The organism is Hymenobacter metallicola (assembly GCF_004745645.1).
Lineage (GTDB): Bacteria > Bacteroidota > Bacteroidia > Cytophagales > Hymenobacteraceae > Hymenobacter > Hymenobacter metallicola.
Map to the genome: position 1 here is coordinate 593,625 of NZ_SRMB01000002.1, position 22,642 is coordinate 616,266.

The window sequence follows — 22,642 nt, forward strand, 5'->3', positions numbered from 1 at the left end:
CTAGGGCTACGGCTTCCCGGCAGTTCTCAAACAATTAGTACGGTGGCCGGTAACGGCAACTTCGCTATTAACTCGGGCAACAGCACCGGCTACACTCTAGGAGTAGCCATCGACCCCGCGGGCAATATCTACGTGGCGGGTGGCAATACCCACGTTATCCGCAAGATTACCCCCGGCGGGGTGTACTCGACGTTTGCCGGCACCGGCACGGCCGGCTATGCCGGCGACGGTGGGGCGGCCACTTCAGCTCAGCTGAACTCGCCGGTCGACGTGTTCGTCATCAACAACAACCTCTACATTGCCGACCTGAGCAACCGGTACATCCGCAAGGTCGACCTGTCGACCAACGTTATTACCACGGTGGCCGGCAACAATACCACCGGCATTAGCGGCAACGGTATCGGCTTTACGCAGGGAGCCGCCGCTGATGCTGCGGGCAATATCTACGTGGCAACGGGCAACGGTCATGTTATCCGCAAGATTACCCCGGCGGGGATACATTCAACGTTTGCCGGCACCGGCACGGCCGGCTTCTCCGGCGACGGTGGAGCGGCCACTTCGGCTCAGCTGAACTCCCCAGTCGACGTGTTTGTCAGCGGCAATGCGCTCTACATCGCGGACCTGGGCAACCGGTACATCCGCAAGGTCGACCTGTCGACCAACGTTATTACCACGGTGGCCGGCGACGGTACTACGAACATCAGCGGCAACGGCATCGGCTTCCCGAACGGGGTGGCAGTAGACGGCGCGGGCAACATTCTGGTGGCGGCCGGCAATGGCCATGCCATTCGCAAGATTACCCCAGCCGGCGTGCACTCCACGGTGGCGGGCACCGGCACGGCCGGCTTCTCCGGCGACGGCGGCGCCGCGACGAGCGCCCAGGTGGCTTCACCCATCGACATGAGCGCCCTAGGCAATGACATTTACATTGCTGACCGCGACAACTACCGGATTCGCAAGGTGACCAACCTGGTGGTGACGGCCCCGACCGTAACCACCACTGCCGCGACGAGCATCACCTCGACCAGCGCCGTGCTGGGCGGCAACGCGACGGCCGACGGCGGCTCGACGGTAACCGACCGCGGCGTAGTATATAGCAGCACCAATACCACCCCTACCACCAGCGACACGAAGGACGCGAATGGGTCGGGTACGGGCACATTTAGCGAATCTATCACTGGCCTGACGGCCGGCACTACGTACTACGTGCGCGCCTATGCCATCAACAGCGCGGGCACCAGCTACGGCTCAGTCGTGAGTTTCACGACACCCCCCAATGCCCCAGTGGTCACCGTACCGGCCAACGGCAGCCTAGTGAACAGCGCCACACCGACCTACGACGGCACGGCCCTAGCCACCAGCACGGTCGCCGTCATTGTGGACGGCTCCGCTATTGGCACCACCACGGCTAATGCGGCCGGCAACTGGACCCTCACCCAGCCCACGGCCTTAGCCCAGGGCTCGCACACGGTGCGCGCTACGGCCCAGCTCAGCGGGTCGGGCGCCAGTGCCAGCTCGAACACAAATACCTTCATTATCGACTCGGTGCGGCCTACAGCCGCCATCAGCTCGACAGCCAGCACCCCGACGAGCACTTCGCCCATCCCGGTGACCGTGACCTTCTCGGAAAACGTGACAGGCTTTGTGGCTGGGGATGTGACCGTAAGCAACGGTACCCTCTCGGGCTTCTCCGGTTCGGGAACCACCTACTCGTTCAACGTGACGCCTACTGCTGCGGGAACGGTGACGGTGAACGTACCGGCCAACGTGGCCCAGGACGCCGCGAGCAACTTCAACACGGCCGCTACCCAGTTCAGTATTCAGTACAACCAGCCTAGCGCGACGGTGGTATCGGTAACGCGCCTGACGCCTTCGCCTACGGCCACAACTACGGTGAACTACCAGGTTGTATTCTCGGCCGCCGTAACGGGCATATCGACCGGCAACTTCTCGGTAGCAAGTTCCACGGGTGCCAGCGTGACCAGTGTGTCGGGCTCGGGCACTACCTATACCGTGCAGGTAAATACCGGCTCTGGTAACGGCATTCTGACGCTGTATGTGCAGAGCAGCGCTGGCGTTTCGCCCTCGGTAACTGGCTTGCCCTACACCAGCGGCGAAACCTATACCATTACCAAGAGTTTCGCGGCCGCGCCCACCTTGCGCATTCAGGCGGCGGGCAGTGCCAGCAACAACTCCGACGTGACGGCCTTTGTGGACGTGGTGCAGGTGCTCAACACCGCAACCAGCACTGCAGTGGGTAATGCCTTGCAAAACAACAGCTTCGAAACCAATAACGTAGCGCCTGGCAACTATCTGTACCAAAGCCAAGGCGTAATAGCCGCGCCCTGGACCTTTGGCGTCCAGGCTGGTGTGTCGCGCAATAACAGCGCCTTCGGCTCGACGGCCGCCAGCGGCGACGCGGTGGCGTTCTTGCAGAGCGCGGCCGGCAACAACGGCAGCGTATCGCAGAGCTTGGCCGTGCCCACGGGCAGCTACCAGGTCAGCTTCCAGGCCATCCAGCGCAATTACACCGCACTCGACCAGCGGCTCAACGTGTTCGTGAACGACGTGTTTGTGGGTAGCCTTCAGCCCAACAATATCCCTACGTACGGCACCTTTACCTCGGCTACCTTCAGCGTGACAGCCCCGGCCCTGACGGCAACGATTAGCTCAACTGCCAGCAACCCGACGAGCACTTCGCCCATCCCGGTGACCGTGACCTTCTCAGCCAGCGTAACGGGCTTTACTGCCTCGGATGTGGCGGTGAGCAACGGCACGCTCTCGGGCTTTGCCGGCTCAGGCACCACCTATACGTTCAACGTGACGCCGACAACTTCCGGCACCGTGACGGTGAATGTACCGGCTAACAGCGCCGTTGATGCCAACAACACCGGCAACACGGCCGCTACCCAGTTCAGTACTATCTACTCGCAGCCGGTAACGCCTGCGCCCGTAGTAGTGGAGCCAGCCAATGGCAGCCTGGTAAACAACAACCGGCCGGTGTACGGTGGCACGGCCGCCGCCAACTCGACCGTGACGGTGTATGTAGATGGCTCAGCCGTTGGTACAACAACGGCCAATGGGAGCGGTACTTGGGGCTTTATTCAGCCGACAGCTTTGGCCCAAGGCTCGCACACGGTCTACGCCACGGCCCAGCTCAGCGGCTTGGCAGTGAGTGCTAATTCCAACACGAACACCTTCACAGTGGACTCGATACCGCCTACGGTGGTTGTCTCCTCCCCGGGCTTGGTAAACGGCGGTAGCACAAACACTTCGCCTGTTTTCTTCTCGGTAAGCTTCTTTGAAGCCGTCACGGGCTTCACGGCTTCTGACGTGGTAGTGAGCAATGGCACCGTCTCGGGCTTCTCCGGATCGGGTACCACGTACTCGTTCAACGTGACGCCCACCACCTCTGGCACCTTCACGGTAAGCATACCAGCTAACGTGGCCCAGGATGCGGCAGGCAATGGCAACGTAGAATCTACCCTGTTCAGTGCTACCTACGCCCAGCCCGTAACGGCGGCGCCGGTGGTAACTGTACCCGCCAACGGCAGCCTGACCAACAGCACCACGCCAACCTACTCGGGCACGGCCGTAGCCAGCTCGACGGTAACGGTATATGTAGATGGCACCAGCATCGGCACCACCACGGCCACGGCCGGCGGCAGCTTCAGCCTGCTCCAGCCGACAGCGTTGGCCCAAGGCTCGCACACGGTGCGCGCCACGGCCCAGGCCAGCGGCCAGGCTGTGAGTGCCAACTCTGCCACGAACACCTTCACGGTAGACTCGGTGCGGCCTACAGCCGCCATCAGCTCGACAGCCAGCACCCCGACAAGCACTTCGCCCATCCCGGTGACCGTGACCTTCTCGGAAAACGTGACAGGCTTTGTGGCTGGGGATGTGACCGTAAGCAACGGTACCCTCTCGGGCTTCTCCGGTTCGGGAACCACCTACTCGTTCAACGTGACGCCTACTGCTGCGGGAACGGTAACGGTGAACGTACCGGCCAACGTGGCCCAGGACGCCGCGAGCAACTTCAACACGGCCGCTACCCAGTTCAGTATTCAGTATGCTCCGATTGTAGCCCCAACTGTAGCCACGGCTGCAGCTACTACTATCACGACGACCAGTGCCGTGCTGGGAGGTAATGTGACTGCCGACGGAGGCGCTGCGGTAACTGAACGTGGAGTAGTATACAGCAGCACCACTGCGGCCCCGACTACTGCCGACGCCAAAGCCGCAAGCGGGTCGGGCACGGGCGCTTTCTCGGTCGCTGTGTCGGGGCTCACACCCGGCGCTACCTACTACGTGCGGGCTTATGCCATCAACGGCGCAGGTACCACTTATGGCAACCTGGTGAGCTTTATTGCCACTCCCGATGCGCCCCGGGTAACGGTGCCCTCAAATGGCAGCGTGGCTAACACGACGACGCCTACTTATTTCGGGGTTTCTCAAGCCGGCAGCACCGTCACGATTTATGTGGATGGTGCCAGCATTGGAACCACCTTTACGAACGGCGGCGGTATTTTTAGCCTGGCTCAACCCACGGCTCTTGCTCAGGGCAGCCATACTGTGTATGCCACGGCGCAGCTCAGCGGTAGTGCCGTAAGTGCCAACAGCAGCACCAATACCTTCACCATCGACTCGGTGCAGCCTACGGTGGCTATTAGCTCGACGGCCTCGAACCCGACCACCAACCCAGCGGTTCCGGTAACGGTGACCTTCTCGGAATCGGTAACCGGTTTCGTGGCTGCTGACGTAACGGTAACAAATGGCACACTGTCGGCCTTCTCGGGCAGTGGCTCCACGTATTCCTTTGTGGTAACCGCGGCTACGGCTGGTACCGTTACGGTGAACGTACCGGCCAACGTGGCCCAGGATGCGGCCGGCAATGGAAACACGGCTGCTACTCAGTTCAGCATTCAGTACAACGCTCCGGCTACGGCTACCACCTGGACCGGCAGCAGCAGTGCCGATTGGTTTACGGCCAGCAACTGGACCGCCGGGGTGCCAACCAGCACTCTGGATGCCTTTATCAACGCTGGTTCTCCCCGCTACCCCGTTCTGACGACGGGTACGGCCTCGGTGAAGAATCTGATTTTAGCTACCAATGCTTCGCTCACGCAGAGCGGTGGTGTCTTGGTTGTGAACGGTGATGGGTTCGCCATCGACGGCACATTCAATGCTACCGGCGGCTTGGTAAGCCTGACCGGCGGCACCGAACAGCGCATCGGCGGCACCCGCACAGCTTTCTGGGATCTGACCGTGGGTACTTCGGGCGCACGTCTGGACGGCCCCGTGGATATTCAGCACTTGCTGACCCTGAACGGCAACCTGAGCACTATTGCCCGGACCTTTACCCTGTTGTCGAACAGCACGGCCACGGCTATGGTCGTGAACAACGGCGGCTTGGTACTGGGCACGGCCACGGTGCAGCGCTACATCAACCCTAGCCTGAACCCGGGCCTGGGCTACCGCCACTACAGCTCGCCCGTGCAGGCCACGACGGTAGCGGACCTGGCCACGAGCGGTTTCTCGCCCGTCGTCAACCCCGACTACAACACCCAGGGCAATACGGTCAATCCGTTCCCGACCGTGTACGGCTACGACGAGTCGCGCATCGCCGGCATTAATGCTACGACCCAGGATTTCGAGTTTGGCTACTTCTCGCCCGGCAGCCTGGGCTCGACGCTCAACCGCGGCCGCGGTTACACCGTCAATATTGCCGCCGACCAGAAAGTAGACCTGGTGGGCACGCTCAACTCGGGCACCGTGTCGGTTGGCGCGCTGAGCCGCGGGGCCGAGGCGGCCTCGGGCTGGCAGCTGCTGGGCAACCCTTACCCAGCCCCGCTGGACTGGAAAAAGGCTCGTACCGGCTTGCCCACGGGCGTACAGGATGCCATTTACGTGTATAAGTCGAGTGGCCAGTACGATGGCACCTACCAGTTCTACCAGAACGGGTTCGGCACGCTGCCTGGCGGCATTATCGGCTCCATGCAGGGCTTCTTCGTGCGAGTAAGCCAGCCAGTAGCCTCGTTCAGCTTCCAGGATACCTGGCGTTCGACGACCTACGAGGACCCCAGCGTCAACCGTCCCGCCGCCGATGCCCGCCCGGCGCTGCAGCTGGATCTGGTGAGCAGCCAGGGCGTGCACGACCCGGCCTACGTATACTTCGAAGAAGGCGCCACGGCGGGGGTTGATAACCACTACGACGCCGAGAAACTGCCTAACACGACGGGCCTGAATCTGGCGTCGGTAGCGGCCGGTACGGGTTTAGCCGTCAATGGCTTGCCCGTGCTGACGACCAACACCGTTGTGCCCCTGACCGTGGGCGTCCCCGTAACGGGCACCTACACCCTGGAGGCCGCTTCCCTGGCTAACTTCGGTACTACGGCCGTCTACCTGCTCGATGCCGAAACGGGCCAGCAGGTAAACCTGCAGCAGCAGCCCAGCTACCGGTTCGCGGCCAGCAACGCCGCCCTGATTACGGGCCGCTTCTCGCTGACCTTCGGCGGCTTGCGTCCGCTGGCGACGGGCAACAGCTCGTTGGCTGCCAGCGTAGCCCTCTACCCGAACCCCACCCGCAAAATGGCCTGGGTAGAGCTGCCCGCTACACTGGGCCGCAAGCCCGTGACGGCGACGCTGCTCGACGCAGTGGGCCGTGTAGTTCGGACCCAGCAGCTACCGGCCGCGGGCAACAAAGCCCACGCCCTGACCCTGGACGAGTTGCCGGTCGGCGTGTATATGCTGCGCCTGAGCACCGAAGCCGGTTTGGTTACCAAGCGCCTCATTATTGAGTAAACGCTGCTAACCCCCCCGCAAAAAAGCCCCTTGAGAGTTCAAGGGGCTTTTTTTATGCCGACGCTACAGGCCGTCTATTCCGGCAACAACCCGCTGCTGACGGCGAACTTGATGAGCGCGGCGGTATTTTTGGCCTGGGTTTTCTCAATGATGTTTTGGCGGTGGGTTTCGATGGTGCGCTTGCTGGTAAAGAGCTTATCGGCAATTTCGGCGTTGGTCAGGCCTTCGGCAATAAGCTGCAACACTTCCAATTCCCGCTTCGAAAGGCTGTTGTTGGTTTTTGGCCCGTCATAGGCAGCTGGGTCGGGGCTCTGGTATTTGCGCAGCAAGCCAATGCCGATAGAGGTGCACAAAAAGGGCTGCCCGGCGGCTACCGTATACAGCGCGTAAATCAGCTCGCTACGGCCGGTATTTTTGAGAGCATAGCCCAGGGCCCCCGCGTCCAGGGCCTGGGCCACGTACCGTTCGTGGTCGAGCATGGAGAGCACCAGTACCCGAACCTGAGGGTGCTGCTCGCGCAGGGCGGCCAGTGTAGCAAAGCCGTCCATGCCCGGCATGTTCAGGTCCAGAAGCACTACATCGGCCGGGGTTTCGGGTAGCATAGCTAGTAGCTCTTCGCCATTGCTAGCCTCGCCTACCACTTCCAGGCCGGGCTCATCCCGCAGCAACGAGCGGATACCGTCCCGGATTATAGCGTGGTCGTCGGTGAGAATAATCTGAATCATACCTGAAAGTCAATACGCTTGGGTTGCTTGCAAAACACCACGACTACACTGTGCTCGCCCGTGCGGGCTATAGTTAAACACCCCGCAAGCTTTGCACGCATGGCAGTCTACCACTCCGCTGGTTATACACTTTTTGGCAGTTGTTTGCCGGAAAAGCCAAAACTTGTGTACGGCAATATTACAGGCTTCGGGTAGCTGCTCGCTTGGCCAATCAGTAAAAGCAGTATTTATTCGGCATTTACCAGCGAAATTTACAGCCGAGCACCCTTACTACGTATAAATACGTATCGACTTAGTATCTTTAAGGCTACTCTACCCGGCAGTAGCTGTTTGAAAAACCTGATTGGATAGGTTTTTGCAAAAAATCACCCGACAACATGGTGATTGAAAGCACTTTTCTTACTCGGCTGTTATACTAGGCAACTTGCCTGATCTTCTCTCCCCTCTTTGTTTTTGCTTGGTATGACTCGAATTATTCTGGCCGATGATCATACCATTTTACGAGAGGGCATCCGGGCCCTTTTGGTTGCCGAATCCGATTTTGATGTGGTTGGAGAAGCGGCCAATGGCAACCAACTCCTGGAATTGTTGGCGACTACCCCTGCGGATGTGGTCGTGCTCGATATCACGATGCCCGAGCTAGACGGGTTTGCCGCCCTGCCCTTGTTACTGGCTCAGTACCCTCAGGTCCGGGTACTGGTGCTCTCCATGCTCGACCACGAACGGTACGTGGCCCAGGCCCTGGACCTGGGCGCTTTGGGCTACGTGCTCAAAAACGCGGCCATTGCTGAAATTATCCACGCCATCCGGACCGTAGTGCTCGGACAACCCTTCTTGTGCACTGAAATTGGCCTGGAAGTGCTGCGCAAGCTTATTCTGACCACCGACAAGCATTGGACCGAAGAAGCCGAAAAAGGACACTCGGAGCTGTCGGGGCGGGAGCTGGAAGTGTTGCAGCTTATTGCCGAAGGCCTGACCAACGCCGAAATTGCCGATAAGCTCTTTACCAGCAAGCGCACCATCGAAACCCACCGCCAAAACATCATCGAGAAAACCCAGGTCAAAAATACCGCCGCGCTCATCAAGTTCGCCGTCAATAATGGCTTGGTGAAATAAGGGGTGTGCTTGACAGCGAAGCTGGTCAGATACGTATTTTGGTTGGTAGCATTACGGATTTTTATGTCCGCATAAATGCACGGGTACGGCTGCGTTAGCAAAAGCCGCTTGCTGCCAAAAATGCTTAATCATCTTACTATCAAGGCTTCTTTGGCACGATCCTGCCGTTCATCGTCGCCCCACATGAGCCCACACTTCCTAGGGCTGGCAATCAGGCAACACAACCCACCCCCCTTATTCTACGCATTACCGGCAGGATTCTACTTTTTAATTGCTGCCGTATGCCTGGTCGTAAGAACAAACCCACTCCTTCGCTCGACTCCACCCGCCAAACTTGCCCGATTCCCCAAGGTATTCTGATTGCCGTCGGTGGCCATGAAAACAAAGGAGAGGATCCAGAAAAAGGATCTAATCAGGATCAGAACCGCAATTTCGTGCCTGATGGCATCCTGACGCGCTTTGTGGAAGAGCTGGCCGGCAACGACCCCTTAGTCATCGTTATTCCCACTGCATCATCAGTGCCCAAAGAGGCCGCCCGCGACTACCACGAGGTCTTTGGCCGCCTGGGAGTGAAACGAGTGGAAACGCTTGACATTCAGGAGCGGGCCGATGCCAACCACGAAGACACGCTGAAGCTAGTAAATGAGGCGGCCGGCTTCTGGTTTACCGGCGGCGACCAGCTGCGCCTTACCGCCATTTTGGGCGGCACCCAGCTGCTGCAGCGCCTGAAGGAGCGCTACACCTACGAGCGAATCATTATCGGCGGTACCAGCGCCGGGGCCTCGGCCATGTCGACGCCCATGATTTATGAGGGGCGCAATGATGCCGGCATGCGCAAGGGCGAAATTGCTATTACCACTGGGCTGCAGTTTATGCACGACGTGGCCATCGACACGCATTTTATTGCCCGGGGGCGCATCGTTCGCATGGCGCAGATTATTGCCACCAACCCGACCTGCCTGGGCCTGGGCCTGGAAGAAGACACCGGCGTAGTAGTAAGCGAAGGGTATAAAGTGGAAGTCATCGGCAGTGGCTTGGTTACAGTTCTGGAAGGCAACAACTGCACGGCCACCAACATCTACGATATCTCCCCGAATACTCCTTTTTCGATTCGGGACTTGGCTCTGCACTTCCTGGCGGCCGGGGAAAAATATGAGCTGCCGCGGCCGCCCGAGCTGCATCTGTAGGATGCCAGCACCCAAGCCCGACAGTAGCAACCGCAACGGTGGTGGAGGCCGTAGTACTGGTTTCCACCAACCCTATTTTTATGCAACGTACTTCTGCCGCCACTCTCTCCTCGTGGCTGGGCACCGGCCCGGCGCTGCCCACCTTCTCGCCGCTCACCAAAAATGCCCAGACTGATGTCATCGTCGTAGGCGGCGGTATTGCGGGCCTGACCACCGCTTATCTGCTGCTGCGCGAAGGCAAGAAGGTAATTGTACTGGAAAGCGGCGAACTGGGCAGCGGCGAAACGGGCCGCACGACGGCCCACCTCTCCAATGCCCTGGACGACCGTTACACGCGGCTGGAGCACCTCTTTGGCGAAAAAGGCGCGAAGCTGGCCGCCGAAAGCCACGGCAGCGCCATCGACCAGATCGAGAAAATTGTATTAGAGGAGAAAATCGACTGCGACTTTACCCGCCTGAACGGCTATCTGTTTCTGCCCAAAGACGGCAAGCCCAAAGAGCTGGACGAGGAGCTGGCAGCGGCCCACCGCGCCGGCCTGACCGAGGTAGAACGCTTGGCCGACTCGCCGACCAAGGGCTTTCAAACCGGCGAGTGCCTGGTTTTCCCGAATCAGGGCCAATTCCACATTCTGAAGTACCTGCAGGGCCTGACCGAAGCCATTGTGCGGCGCAAAGGTCAGATTTTCACCAACTCCCACGTCACGGCAGTGAAAGGCGGCGCCGAGGCCACGGCTACCGTTGTCACCGGCGCCACCGTAACGGCCCAGGCCATTGTAATGGCAACCAATACGCCCGTCAACGACCGGGTGGTGATGCACACCAAGCAGCACCCCTACCGTACTTACGTTATTGGGGCGCGCATCTCAAAGGGCTCGGTTACGCTGGCCCTGTACTGGGACACCCCCGACCCCTACCACTACATCCGGATTCAGGAGGTGAAGGAAGGCCCGCGCGGGGGCACCCCGAGCTACGATTTGCTTATTGTGGGCGGCGAAGACCACAAGGTTGGCCAGGGCGACCCCGAGGAAAGCCTGCGTTGCCTGGAAGAATGGACCCGGGAGCACTTCCCCATGGTACAGAGCGTGGAGTACCGCTGGTCGGGGCAGGTGCAGGAACCCAGTGACAGCCTCGGCTACGCCGGCCCTAATCCGCTGGATAGCGAGAATGTGTACATCATCACCGGCGACTCGGGCCACGGCATGACGCACAGCACCCTGGGCGCCATGATTATTACCGACCTGATCAAGGGCCGGCAAAATCCCTGGGCGGAACTCTACGACCCCGGCCGCGTGACGCTGAAGCCGGCTTCGGCCTATGAGTTTGTCCGCGAGAACCTGAATGTGGCCGCCGAGTACACCGAGCTGCTAACCGGCGGGGATGTATCGAGGGAGGAGGACATCAAGCCCGGCAGCGGCGCCGTCCTGCGCGAAGGCATTACGAAGGTGGCCGTGTACCGCGACGAAAAGGGCCAGACCCATAAGTGCTCGGCCATTTGCCCCCACCTGGGGTGCGTGGTGCACTGGAATGGCCTGGAAAGCAGCTGGGACTGCCCCTGCCACGGCTCCCGCTTCGACGCCCTGGGTAAGCTCCTCATTGGTCCGGCCAACAGCGACCTGGCTTCGGTAGACGAGCCAGCGGCCTAAGCACTTGCGGGCCGGGGCTCCACAACAGATTACGTATAAACCCCGGCCCGAAAAGCCGTACTTACCTCCTACTCAAGCCTATGCTTCTGCCCTACTTTTGTATGAATCCGTCGTGTGTACTACGGACCTAAGCCGTAGCAACGACTTTTCATACTATCACAGATAAGGGCATGGATATACTGAAATTGTCGCAGCCCAACGTATTTGTTGCGAGTTTGCGGGGCAGATGTGAAGGCGACCAAGGGGCCAGGCAACTAATCGACTTGCTGCTGGAAGCCTCGCAAAAACGAGCCGGCCAACTCTGGCTGCTCTGCCAGGAACTAACGCATATCGATATTCGGGCCCAACAGGCGTTGCTGCGGCATTTGCCGTTTCTGCAGGATGCCCGCATTAAGCTCACCTTGTGCGGGTTGCAGCCCCTTATTTTGCAGCAGTTCGAGGCAACGGGGCTCAACAACCTGATTTCCGTGAAGCCAGCCGAGGCCTATACCGGCCCCCGCCCCATCGTCCGCTGAGTACTTACTTCCAGCACTGCTTTTTCAACCCATCTTATAGCACCCCGGCCAGCCCACTGATGCTCAGGGCTACGACGGCCGTGTTAAAACCAAACGACACCAGGCCGTGCAGCAAGGCCAAACGGCGCAGCTTCCGGCTGCTGATGCTGACGTCCGCCGTTTGGGCCGTCATGCCGATGACGAAAGAGAAATAGGCAAAGTCGAGGTAATCGGGCGGCTCCGGGCCGGGAAACTCCAGGCCGCCGGCGTCGCCCTCAGCCGTGGCATCGTAGTAAAGGTGGGCGTAGCGTAGCGTGAACATGGTATGTACCAGGAGCCAGGCTAGGGCCACAGCCGCAATGGCCAAGCCCACGTGTAGCTGCCGAGCCGCCCGACTCAACTCGTGCACCGAGCTCAGGAGTAGCACTACGGCCAGCAGGCTGCTCAGCGCCGCCACCAGCACGAAGGCAAATGACAACACCCGGCTCGTATCTTCCTGGCGGGCCGTTTCCCGGATATGGTTTACCTCGGCGGTGGTAATAGCGGCCCAGATCAGCAGCAACGTAGTCAGGCCGAAGGCATCCCAGGCCGCTACTACGCGGGCAGTCGGCCGCAAGTCAGCAGAAAGCAACACCCAGGCTACGGCCCCGAGTACCAGGGCCACGACCAGGCGCGTGGCCGCCGAGAGCTGGCCCAGGTGGTGAACAAGACGAAAAACGGCAGACGGCATAGGCAGTGGCTAGTCGCCAAAAGTGCGCAATAAAGCCGGTCTTCAGTTGTTGATTTCACAAACCGCCCTTCCCAGTAGAGCGGCTTTGTTGCGGGGTCCGGGGCCAGATTATAACCTGACCATTTCTTGGTGGCCGCTGGCCATTTCTGGTCTCAGCAAGAAAGCAGTTTCCCGGCTTTTCAGCGTATATTTTCTACCTGTGGGGCTTATCTGTTCCGCCTGTACATTGCCTGCCGCCCCTGGTTTTGGGCCCTTACCTTCTCCTCTCACCATGCCTAGTTTCGTGCGCCGCTTATTCGTTCTTACTGCGTTAAGCACCTCGTCATTGGTTAGTTACGGCCAGCAGCCCACCACCAGCCAGGCTTTACAGCAACTACCCGAACCGTTCTTCATTATGAATTCAACGGTTATTATCAATGCCGGTGCCCCGCGGATTAACCCGAAGAATATCAAGGGCATTATCGTCTATAAAGACCAGTCCGCAGACGTGCCCGGCCTGCTTAGGAGCCTAGCGTCGTCAGGCATTATTGCTGCTACCTACGATGGAAAAATTGACAGCAAGACCTTCGCCCAGTTAGGTAGCAGCTACGGCTTGCGTGGCCCATTGGACTTTGTACTCAACGGGCACAGGCTTAGCGCGGCGCAAGTAGCTACCCTTCGCATTGCGCCGGAGGCCATCGGACAAGTTCAGATTACCTACCCCACGGCTGATACAGCGGCAACGGTAGTAGCTATTCGGCTGGCCAAAACGAAAACAACTAACAGCCACTCACCCGGTACCATACTGCTCCGATAGAAACCACGTACAGCGGCGGCCCTTCTCCCGCCCTACAGCTTCCTTTAGGGCAATACAGGGTCAGAGCAGTTCCTTATGTTACTCAGCCCAGCTGGTGGCCCCAAACCAGATGGTAAAGGCCGTAGTGCCGGCCGGGGTGGTTTCGAGGCTAAAGGTGAAGCCGTGCTGCAAGAGAATGTCGCGAATCATGGTGAGGCCAATGCCTTGCCCGTCGCGCTTGGTGCTGAAAAAGGGCGTGAACAGGCGGCGCTGCACCTCGGGCGCAATACCGGCGCCGTCGTCCTCGATGCGCAGCATGGGCGGCTGCAGGCTGGTATGCACGGTCAGGTTGCCGTCCTCGCCAATAGACTCCAGGGCGTTTTTCACGATATTAAGCACGGCCTGCTCGATCTGCTGACAGTCGAGCTCGACCCACAGCGGGCCAGTTGCCAGCTCCCAGTGCCAGGTAATACGCCGTTTCTCACTTTGCACCTGCATGAGGCGGTGAATGGAGCGCACCAGGTCGTGCACGTCGCAGGGGCGGCGCGTGGGCGGGGGCAGGCGCACCAGGTTGGCAAAGTTGGCAATGAAGTTGGCCAGGTGGGTATTGCGGTTGATGGACACCTCCAGGGCCTCCGAGAAATCCGTCTGGTCGGCGGGGCGCAGCTGCTGGGTGTAGTAGCCAAAGCTTTGCAGGATAGAATTGATGGCTCCGATGGAATTGTTGATTTCGTGCGACATCATCCGGATCAGCTTTTCATAGGCCTGCTTTTCCTGCCGGATCAAATCCTGGGTCAGCTCCTCGAGCATGATAAAGTTGCGGGTGAAGCCCCGGTCCAGGAAGTGGGAGCAGTGGGCCCGGTAGGTCTGAATGCCCGAGAGCTGGACAACCTGGGGCTGGCCGACTTGCAAAGAACCCAGGGCCGGGCCCCATTCCCCGGGTAGTTCGGCCGGAGCTTGGCGCAGCAGCTCCGCCTGCGAGAGGTGCAGGCAGCGCTCGGCGGCCGGATTGGCGGCCTCAATGCGGCCGTCGAAATCGAGTAGCAGGATGCCGGCGGGCGAGGCTTGGATCAGCCGTTCGAGCAGGTAGCTTTTTTCGTGCTGCGTTACGCGCTCCTGCCGCAGCTCGTCTATCATGTGGTTATACACGTCGATGAGCTGGTCCATTTCCTTTTGGCCCACGGGCACAAACTTCATGGAGAAATCCTTGGCCCGAATGGCCTCGGTGCCGGCGGCAATGAGCTGAAACGGCCGCACGAAGCCGCGGTAGAGCTGCACGGTCAGGACAATGGAAATCAGCAGCAGGACTTCCGTCGCAATAAAAAGGGGCACGTTGGAGCGCATTACCTGGGCGGCCAGGGCAATAAGGACGCCGTGAATAATGACAACAAACAGCAGAAACTTGACGCGCAGGGTCATGGAATGAATTGTTAGCTCTTAAAGCTAAGACGAAAAGTAAGGCCGGTACCCCTGCTCGTTTGAGAAGGGAATACTGGTCTTGCTTTTGGCCCTACGAGGCGGCGTCGAAGGGAATAGCGTACTTCTCCAGGCGGCGGTAGAGGGCCCCGCGGCTCAGGCCCAGGGCTTTGGCCACCCGGCTCACGTTGCCGGCGTAGAACTCCATCGACTTGCGTATCATCTGCACTTCTACTTCTTCCAGGGTCATGGAGCCCACCGGCGGCAGCTCGCCGGACGCGGCAGCCTTGGCCGGAGTTTTGGTGAACTGGGCCTGAAAGTCTTCGGGGCTGAGCTCATCCTTGCCACTGACCAGCACGGCCCGCTCCACCAGGTTTTTCAGCTCCCGGATGTTGCCCGACAACGGCAATTCGCGCAGCCAGTGCAGGGCCTTGGTGCCGACTTTGAGCGAGGGCCGGTTGTAGGTGGCGCGCAGGTTGCTGACGAAGTGGTTTACCAGCAGCGGAATGTCGTCGGGCCGCTCGCGCAGGGCGGGCAGGCGCACGGTTATCAGGTTGATGCGGTAGTACAGGTCTTCGCGGAAGCGGCCCTCGCGCACCATTTCGGCCAGGTTGCGGTTGGTGGCGCAAATCACCCGGATGTCGAGGCTGCGGGCCCGGCTGTCGCCGAGCACTTCGTAGGTCCGGTCTTGCAGCACGCGCAGCAGCTTCACCTGGGAGCCCATATCCAGCTCTCCGATTTCGTCGAGAAAGATGGTGCCTTTGTTGGCCAGCTCGAAGCGGCCCACCCGGTCGGTTTTGGCATCGGTAAAGGCTCCGCGGCGGTGCCCGAACATTTCACTCTCAAACAGCGAGGCCGAAATTCCGCCCAGGTTGACCTTCACGAAGGGTTTGTCGCGGCGGTGGCTGTTCTGATGAATGGCTTCGGCAATGAGTTCTTTGCCCGTACCGCTCTCCCCTTCAATCAGCACCGAAGCGTCGGTAGCGGCCACTTGGCCCACGTTGCGCAGCACGTGCAGCAAGTGCGCATCGGCCCCGACGATGTTGCGAAAGTTGAACTGCCGGTCCAGGTCGCGGCGGCTGGGGGCCGTGCCGGTTTCGGCGGGCCGCTCCTGCAAACTCAGGATGGTACGAATGGTTTGGAGCAGGGAGTCGTTGTTCCAGGGCTTGGTCACAAACTCGGCGGCCCCGGCCTTAATGCCCTCCACGGCCAGCGTGATGGAACCCCAGCCCGTAATCAGGATAACGGGCACCTGCGGAGCTAGCTGCTTTACCTGGCCCAGCAGCTGCAGGCCGTCGTGGCCGGAAGTGTCCAGGGAGTAGTTCATGTCCATGAGCACCAGGGCCGGCGGCGCGGCCTGCACCACCTGCACCGCTTCCTCGGGCGTGGCTACGCCTTTAGTGGAGTAGCCCGCCTGCTTCAGCAGCAGCCCTAGCGAAGTCCGGACGGCCAGGTCGTCATCAACAATCAGAATCATAGCAGTAGCGCGAAGAACGGGAATCAGAAAGGAAAGGCCAAGCGGCACTGTGCGGGTGGCCCAGCGCCGCTTTTGCGGCTACTCTTCCCGGAGCGACACGGCCGGCAGAATACCGGCGGCTATGCGGCTGGGCTGCAGGGCGCAGATGGCCGTCAGCACGAAGATGAGCACGGTAGACAAGGCCATGGCCTGCACGTAGATGCCGGAAGCCAGGCCAAAGGCGCCCAGCAGCGGAAACTGCGCAGCCAGGGCCAGCCCACCCAGTACGCCCAGGGTCGTGACGACGAGCATCTCGCCCAGGAACTGCTTGCTGATGCCGTTGCCAGTGGCTCCCAGGGCCCGGCGCAGCCCAATTTCGGCTTTACGCTGGTTGATGTTGTACCACAGCACCCCGAACAGGCCCAGGGCCACGTTGATAATCAGGAACAGCCCTACCAGGCCCAGGGCCGCCAGCGGTGTCATGATAAACTTGAGCTTGTCGCCGCGGTTTTCTTCCAGAGTGTTCACATTGGCACTCCAGCCTTTGGTCACGCTCTTGATTTTGCGCACCAGCTGCTGCTCCAGCACGGCCCCGCTGCCGGGTTGCACGCGCACCAGCAAAAGGGGTACCTCCTGCTGCACGTAGCGCGACGTATCATTCAGGGTTTTGCGGTGGAAGATGGCCCCCTCGTTGGGCGCAAAGTCGCTGCCCGAGCGGTAGGCCTCAATCACCCCGATAACGTGCCATTCCTCGTCGCGCTTTTCGTTGGTCAGCACCTTACCCACGGGGGCCTCGTCGCCGAACATCTGCCGGGCAAAGACCTGGTTGATTACCACCGGAAAGCGGCGGCCCGCGGCATCGTCACGCCGGTCGAACCAGCGGCCGGCTACCACTTTTTGGTGCAGCACTTTTAGCATGTCATCATCGGCATCGTAGCGGTCGGTGTAGCCGGCCTTCCTGTCTTTGTAGCGGTACTCATCGGTGTTCATGGTGCTAAAGGAGAAGGGCGTGTTGCCACTCGTGCCCGTGACGGCCACCACGCCGGGTGTGGCCTGCAGCTCCTGCACCAGCAGGCGCAGCTTGCCCCGGCGGTCCACCGTGTCCTGACCAGCATCAATATCGAACTGCCACACGTTGTCGGAGCGGAAGCCCATGGGCTGGCGGTAGTTGTAGTAGTTGCTCACCAGCAGCACGCTCACGACGAACAGCACGAAAAAGGACAGCAGAATTTCGGCCATGAGCAGGAAGTTGGACCGCTTCCGATTCCAGATCAGGGTAAATAGGTGACGTATCATGATTTTTCTTTTTTACACCAATTGGAATTACTTGCTGCCGCCTTTCAGGGCCTGCACCGGCTGCAGACGCGACATTTTAAAGGCTGGGTACACCCCCGACAGTACCCCGAAGAACAAGGTCACGAGCAGGGCCCAGCCGAAAATGCGCCAGTTCAGCCCGAAGTGGGCATAGGCCAGAATCTGGGCGCCCCCGATCAGCTGCAGGGCTACGTAGGCCAGCAGCAGGCCCAACAGGCCCCCAATGGCGGTCAGGAACACATTTTCGACCAGAAACTGCCCGATTAGCGTGCTGCCGGTAGCCCCAAAGGCCTTGCGCACCCCGATTTCGGAGGACCGCTCCATAATGCGGCTCACGTTGATATTGACCAGATTCAGAGCTGGCAGCAGCATAAACAGCACGGCCAGGCCAGCCAGAATGGCGTAGAGAATGTGCAGGCCGTCGGACTTCCGGTCGGTCAGGGGGCTCATGATCTGGCGCGAATACGAGCCCAGCAGGGAGTCGGCGTGCATATCCAGGTACAGCATGATTTTAGGGTCAGTCAAGGGAATGCGCTTCGCCATCTGGTCGAATTCGGCCTGCACCGCCTTGATATCCCCGCTTGACTTAGCCAGAATAATGGCCGAAAAGTCGCCCGTAAGGCTTACCTGGTTTAGGTTGTTGGGGCTGGTAGTAAGCGGCACCCAGACGTCGGCGTAGGAGCTGATCCGTATGGCCGCCACATCCTCCACCACGCCCATTACCCGAAAATTGGTTTGGTTTACCTCGATCATCTTGCCGACCACGCCCTGGTCAGTACCGAAGTATTTGCGGGCCGTGGTACGGTTGATGACGGCTACGTGGGCGGCGGCTTTCACATCGGCTTCCGTAAAGGGCTTGCCTTCGGTGAAGGAGAAGTCGAGCACCTGCCAGAACTGGTCGTCGGTGTACTTCAGGTCCAGGTCGATGCGGTTGTTGCCCACGTAGCTGGGCGTGGAGTGGAACCGGGAACACAAAGCCACCCGCTCCGGCGTGCGCAGCTTGCGCACGTACTTGTCGAGGATGTAGTAGCTGGGCGGAGACTGTTGGTTGCCGCCGTCCTTGAACTTGATGTGGACAAAGTCAATAAACAGCATCCGGTCCAGGCGCGCTTCCGGGGCGTGGGCCCCCACGGCGTGGTCGAACAGGGCCACCACTACCAGCAGCACCATGAGCGTGAAGCTGATGCCAAAGAGGCTGATGAAGGTGAAAAACTTGCGGCGCAAAAGCACCTTCCAGGCAATTTTGAGGTAACTAAGCAGCATAAGACTGGGGCTGAAAGGATGAGTGGTGTAGCACGGCTAACTGCCGCTGCAGCAGGGCGCGGGCTTTGCTAAGCTGGGATTTGGAAGTACCCTCGGAAATACCCAGCAGCGCGGCTATTTCGGGGTGATTGTAACCCTCCACGGCGTAGAGGTTGAAGACGGTGCGGTAGCCGGCTGGAAGCTGCTGAATCAGGCGGAGCAGGTCGGCCGTGTCGAGGTTGCTTTCGGCCAGGGCTGCAATGGGGGCCACTCCGTCGTGGCACTCGTCGATATCGACGTGCATAGGCTGCTTGCGGCGCAACTGGCCCAGGGCCTCGTTGATCATGATGCGGCGTACCCAGCCCCGGAAGCTGCCCTCGTGGCGGTACTGCTCCAGGGCCCGAAACACTTTCACAAAGCCCAGCACCAAGGCTTCCTCGGCGTCTTCCTGGTGGCGCAGGTAGCGCAGGCACACCCCGAGCATGGCCGGGGCCAGCCGCTCGTAGAGCACTTTCTGGGCGCGGGGGTTGCCGCGGCGGCACTCGTTTAGGAGGTCGGTTTCCGAAAGCAGAGACAGAGAAGAAAGCACAGTTGCCATGATGCTAAAAAAGAAAGGCGGGAGGCGAAAAAAAGAGGGATTAGCTAACCTGACTGCCGTCGAAGAAGCGGATAACCCGCTCGGTTTTCAGGGCCTGCTGCTCGTCGTGGGTTACCATGATGATGGTCACGCCGTCGTTGCGGTTGAGGCCCAGCAGCAGGTCCATGATTTCCTCGCCCATCACCGAATCGAGGTTGCCGGTGGGTTCGTCGGCCAAGATCAGCTCAGGGTTGCCGGCCAGGGCCCGGGCAATGGCCACGCGCTGACGCTGCCCACCCGAAAGCTGGCTGGGGAAGTGGTTGGTGCGGGCGCTCAGGCCCACTTTGTCGAGGGCGGCGTGGGCGCGCTGCCGGCGTTCCTTGCCGCTCACGCTGCTGCGGTAGAGCAGGGGCAGCTCCACGTTGTCGAGCACCGAGAGGTCGTTGATGAGGTGGTAGCTCTGGAAGACGAAGCCGATTTTCTGGTTGCGCAGGTGGGCCAGCTCCTTGTCGGAGTAGGACGTGACGGGGCGGCCCGCAATTTCGACCTGGCCCGAGGAAGGCTCGTCGAGCAGGCCCATGATGCTGAGCAAGGTCGATTTGCCGCAGCCCGAGGGCCCCATAATCGAGACAAACTCGCCCTTATTGATGGTCAGGTTCACGCGGTTCAGGGCCACGGTTTCGATGGTTTTGGTCTGGTAGACCTTCTCGATATCCGTGAGCTTAATCATGGGGGTAGTGGGGGCCGCAGCCACCCCAATTTCGGAGGAAGCAAACAGGTTGCCGGGCGCAGTCGTGGAATTCATGGGCTGGAGCAGTGTAGGGTCGATGGAACGTTTGAGAAGAAGTGGCCAGCTGTCCGTGTCCGTTTTTGTGGGGCAAGCCGGCTGGTTCTACTACAAATACCCAATGCCTGTGCCAACTTTATAAATAACTGTATTACAAATAATTACACGCAAATACCGAAAATAGACCAACCAAAATATTGTCCGGAATCGGACAAGGTGTTCGAAAATGAAAGCTCCGTTGTGCGTTTCTGAACGCACACCCCGATTTCTCCCTTTTGGGCTCCGCCCAGAACGCAAAAAAGCCGGACAAACAGGCCGGCTTTTGTGGTTGATTGTTGTAGTAGCAGCCCGGTTGCCGGACCACTCGTGCGGGGGTTAGTTGCAGTGGTTGGAGTTGTTGTAGGCATCCAGAGCAGTAACTAGGGCGCTGGTCTGAGCCGTGGTGAGAGTACCGCCAAACAGGCTGCGGTTACCGATTAAGGCATCGGCCTGGGCAATGGTCGTCTGAATAGCCGGGTCATTATCCAGGGCCACATTCAGCTTGGCCGCAATAAGCTGGTGGGCCAGGGCAATGAGGCCATTGCCTTTCACGGGGGTCTTGAGCACGTCTAGCAGCTGCGCTTTGGTGTACGACTTGAGCGGATTGGCCGTGCCGATGGTCAGGCTGCTCACGGGCCAGCTTTCGGGGTGATTTTTCCAGTAGCCCTGGGTGTAGTTGCAGTGTAGGGGCTGGGGGCGGCAAAACTCCAGGTTGTCAATCCCAATCGAGCCGATGATATTCACCCTGATAAAGCCCACATTCGGCGTGTTGCCCAGGCTGAGGCGGGCTACCCCGTTGGAGCCGGTATTTACAAAAGGCACGGTCGTAAGCAGGGTGCCGCCGGCCATAGGGTTTGCCGTCCACAGCTCCACGCTGCCGCCTTCATTCTCGCCCTGCGGCGGAGCCAGCGTCTCGGCGTCAATGATGGTCAGGCCCGAGGCCGTAATGGCGCCCATGGTGCTAAAGTCGAACGTGACGTAGCCGCGGCCATCGTCGTCATTGGGCTGCCCCCAGATAAAGTCCTGAATCACCAGGATGTTGCCCAAGGGCACCTTGTTGGTTGCCGCGCCGCCGGCTCCCCGACCGTAGCCGCCGTAGAGCTCATTGGGCGTGCCCAAGTCGAGGTCTTCGGCAGCATTCTGGAAGGGGTCCCAACCTCCGTACGATTGGCTGCTTGGCCCGGGAGGTGTCGTGCTGGACGATTCAAAGACGATGGCCGCGACCGGCTGGCTTGGGTAGTTGGCATTGTAGCTGGTCATGGCAATGGGGCCAGCGTTGCCGGCGCTGGTTACCGACGACAGCAGGCCGCCGAATCCGGTGAAGCCGCTGTAACGCTCAAAGTCAATTACATCGCAGCCAGGCGCAACTGCGGGTGCTTTTGCTACCAAGTTGGAGCCTGGGGTGGCGCTGGGTGCCAGATCGGTTTTCTGGCAGCTTACAGCCAGCAGCGAGGCAGCAGCTACAGCAAGTACTATTCTGTTTTTCATAAGGTGTGGGATTTGAAGTGAGAATGGTTTACTGACACGGGCAGCAGTGGATTTGAGTAAGGCAGCAAAAGCAGCGAGGGGGAAGAAGCAGTACTTAATATAGGTAAAATATAAACTAAAATTAGAATTATACCTAATTTACCACTAAAACGCCTCTCTATCCGCCCAAACTCACTATCCGGTAGGTACCGGTACGCCGTTCCACCAGGAAAAAATCAGCCCGGTTGGCCCTCTGGGCAGCCGCTCAGCTCAGGGCTCTAAGGTTTCTGCGGAAGCGGCCTACCAAGCCTCGACAACCGGCCATGGGCAGGTTTCAGGTTTTAATTGACTTAAAAACCCCTATCTTATATCTACTTAGTATTCACCGACCTAAACCCATTTCTCATGCCCACCACAGCCACTAGTATCCGCGACGAAATCCGGCGTGCCAACGACACGTTCGAAGCCAGCTTCGAGCGGGGCGATGCCGCCGCCATTGCCGACCTCTATACGACTGCCAGCGTGCTGTTGCCCACGGGCATGGAGCCTATCGAAGGGCCCCAAGGCATTCAGGCGTTCTGGCAGGGGGCTATGAGCATGGGCGTCAAACAGGTCAAGCTCAAAACCCGTGACATTGAGGAGCTGGAAGACACGGCCATCGAACTAGGCAGCTACACTCTCTTCGACGAAAACCACCAACCCATGGACCAGGGCAAGTACTTGGTAGTCTGGAAAGAGCAGCAAGGACATTGGAAGCTCCACCAGGATATCTGGAATACCAACCTCCCCGCCCCGGCCGCCGCTTAAAAGCATCTGGAACCACTAGCCCGTGGCATGGCGAGCAGCGCCAATCCGGCCGCTGCACTTTGCGCA

General features: G+C 59.7%; 16 protein-coding genes. 7 read left to right on the forward strand and 9 right to left on the reverse strand.

Translation table 11 applies throughout. From position 1 onward, the window contains the following. Positions 1 to 42 precede the first annotated feature (42 nt). The gene (locus E5K02_RS13280; RefSeq protein WP_167856392.1) at positions 43 to 6,801 is read left to right on the forward strand and encodes an Ig-like domain-containing protein; all 6,759 of its coding nucleotides are present in this window, start codon (positions 43 to 45) and stop codon (positions 6,799 to 6,801) included. A gap of 74 nt (positions 6,802 to 6,875) precedes the next feature. Here the strand turns inward: E5K02_RS13280 and E5K02_RS13285 are convergent, their stop codons facing one another. Continuing rightward, positions 6,876 to 7,526 (reverse strand): response regulator transcription factor, encoded by a 651-nt coding sequence (locus E5K02_RS13285; RefSeq protein ID WP_135395258.1) that lies wholly within the window; start codon positions 7,524 to 7,526, stop codon positions 6,876 to 6,878. A 462-nt stretch (positions 7,527 to 7,988) separates the two neighbouring features. Here E5K02_RS13285 and E5K02_RS13290 point away from each other — a divergent pair, with 462 nt between their 5' ends. From E5K02_RS13290 to E5K02_RS13305, 4 genes are all read left to right on the forward strand, one after another. Beyond that, entirely contained in the window at positions 7,989 to 8,642 is a 654-nt protein-coding gene (locus tag E5K02_RS13290) for a response regulator (protein WP_135395259.1), read from the forward strand. 281 nt (positions 8,643 to 8,923) lie between these two features. Further along, positions 8,924 to 9,829 (forward strand): cyanophycinase, encoded by a 906-nt coding sequence (locus E5K02_RS13295; protein ID WP_135395260.1) that lies wholly within the window; start codon positions 8,924 to 8,926, stop codon positions 9,827 to 9,829. Between the two features lie 80 nt (positions 9,830 to 9,909). Continuing rightward, positions 9,910 to 11,472, forward strand: a complete 1,563-nt coding sequence (locus E5K02_RS13300) for an FAD-dependent oxidoreductase (RefSeq protein WP_135395261.1) — start codon at positions 9,910 to 9,912, stop codon at positions 11,470 to 11,472. A gap of 170 nt (positions 11,473 to 11,642) precedes the next feature. Next, on the forward strand, positions 11,643 to 11,987 hold the full coding sequence (locus E5K02_RS13305) for an STAS domain-containing protein (RefSeq protein ID WP_135395262.1): 345 nt from the start codon (positions 11,643 to 11,645) through the stop codon (positions 11,985 to 11,987). 34 nt (positions 11,988 to 12,021) lie between these two features. Here the strand turns inward: E5K02_RS13305 and E5K02_RS13310 are convergent, their stop codons facing one another. Further along, positions 12,022 to 12,696 carry a DUF1345 domain-containing protein gene (locus E5K02_RS13310; protein WP_135395263.1) on the reverse strand — a complete coding sequence of 225 codons (675 nt, stop codon included), beginning with the start codon at positions 12,694 to 12,696 and terminating at the stop codon, positions 12,022 to 12,024. A gap of 22 nt (positions 12,697 to 12,718) precedes the next feature. On the opposite strand from E5K02_RS13310, the gene E5K02_RS13315 reads away from it, so the two are divergent. Next, positions 12,719 to 13,492 (forward strand): hypothetical protein, encoded by a 774-nt coding sequence (locus E5K02_RS13315; protein ID WP_135395264.1) that lies wholly within the window; start codon positions 12,719 to 12,721, stop codon positions 13,490 to 13,492. Between the two features lie 78 nt (positions 13,493 to 13,570). Here E5K02_RS13315 and E5K02_RS13320 read toward each other — a convergent pair whose 3' ends face one another. The 7 genes from E5K02_RS13320 to E5K02_RS13350 form a co-directional block, all read right to left on the reverse strand. Beyond that, the gene (locus E5K02_RS13320) at positions 13,571 to 14,890 is read right to left on the reverse strand and encodes a sensor histidine kinase (RefSeq protein WP_135395265.1); all 1,320 of its coding nucleotides are present in this window, start codon (positions 14,888 to 14,890) and stop codon (positions 13,571 to 13,573) included. A gap of 91 nt (positions 14,891 to 14,981) precedes the next feature. Next, on the reverse strand, positions 14,982 to 16,364 hold the full coding sequence (locus E5K02_RS13325; protein ID WP_135395267.1) for a sigma-54-dependent transcriptional regulator: 1,383 nt from the start codon (positions 16,362 to 16,364) through the stop codon (positions 14,982 to 14,984). A gap of 78 nt (positions 16,365 to 16,442) precedes the next feature. Next, positions 16,443 to 17,639, reverse strand: a complete 1,197-nt coding sequence (locus E5K02_RS13330; RefSeq protein WP_135395269.1) for an ABC transporter permease — start codon at positions 17,637 to 17,639, stop codon at positions 16,443 to 16,445. A gap of 27 nt (positions 17,640 to 17,666) precedes the next feature. Beyond that, positions 17,667 to 18,920, reverse strand: a complete 1,254-nt coding sequence (locus E5K02_RS13335) for an ABC transporter permease (protein ID WP_135395271.1) — start codon at positions 18,918 to 18,920, stop codon at positions 17,667 to 17,669. Next, a complete protein-coding gene (locus E5K02_RS13340; RefSeq protein ID WP_135395273.1) occupies positions 18,910 to 19,497 on the reverse strand; it encodes an RNA polymerase sigma factor in 588 nt (195 codons plus the stop codon). Before E5K02_RS13340 ends, E5K02_RS13335 begins: the two co-directional genes overlap by 11 nt. 40 nt (positions 19,498 to 19,537) lie before the next feature. Further along, positions 19,538 to 20,206 (reverse strand): ABC transporter ATP-binding protein, encoded by a 669-nt coding sequence (locus tag E5K02_RS13345; RefSeq protein ID WP_135396003.1) that lies wholly within the window; start codon positions 20,204 to 20,206, stop codon positions 19,538 to 19,540. 432 nt (positions 20,207 to 20,638) lie between these two features. Continuing rightward, positions 20,639 to 21,790 (reverse strand): hypothetical protein, encoded by a 1,152-nt coding sequence (locus tag E5K02_RS13350; protein ID WP_135395275.1) that lies wholly within the window; start codon positions 21,788 to 21,790, stop codon positions 20,639 to 20,641. A gap of 384 nt (positions 21,791 to 22,174) precedes the next feature. On the opposite strand from E5K02_RS13350, the gene E5K02_RS13355 reads away from it, so the two are divergent. Next, positions 22,175 to 22,576: a YybH family protein gene (locus E5K02_RS13355; RefSeq protein ID WP_135395277.1), complete on the forward strand. Its 402-nt coding sequence runs from the start codon at positions 22,175 to 22,177 to the stop codon at positions 22,574 to 22,576. The last annotated feature ends 66 nt before the right edge of the window (positions 22,577 to 22,642 follow it).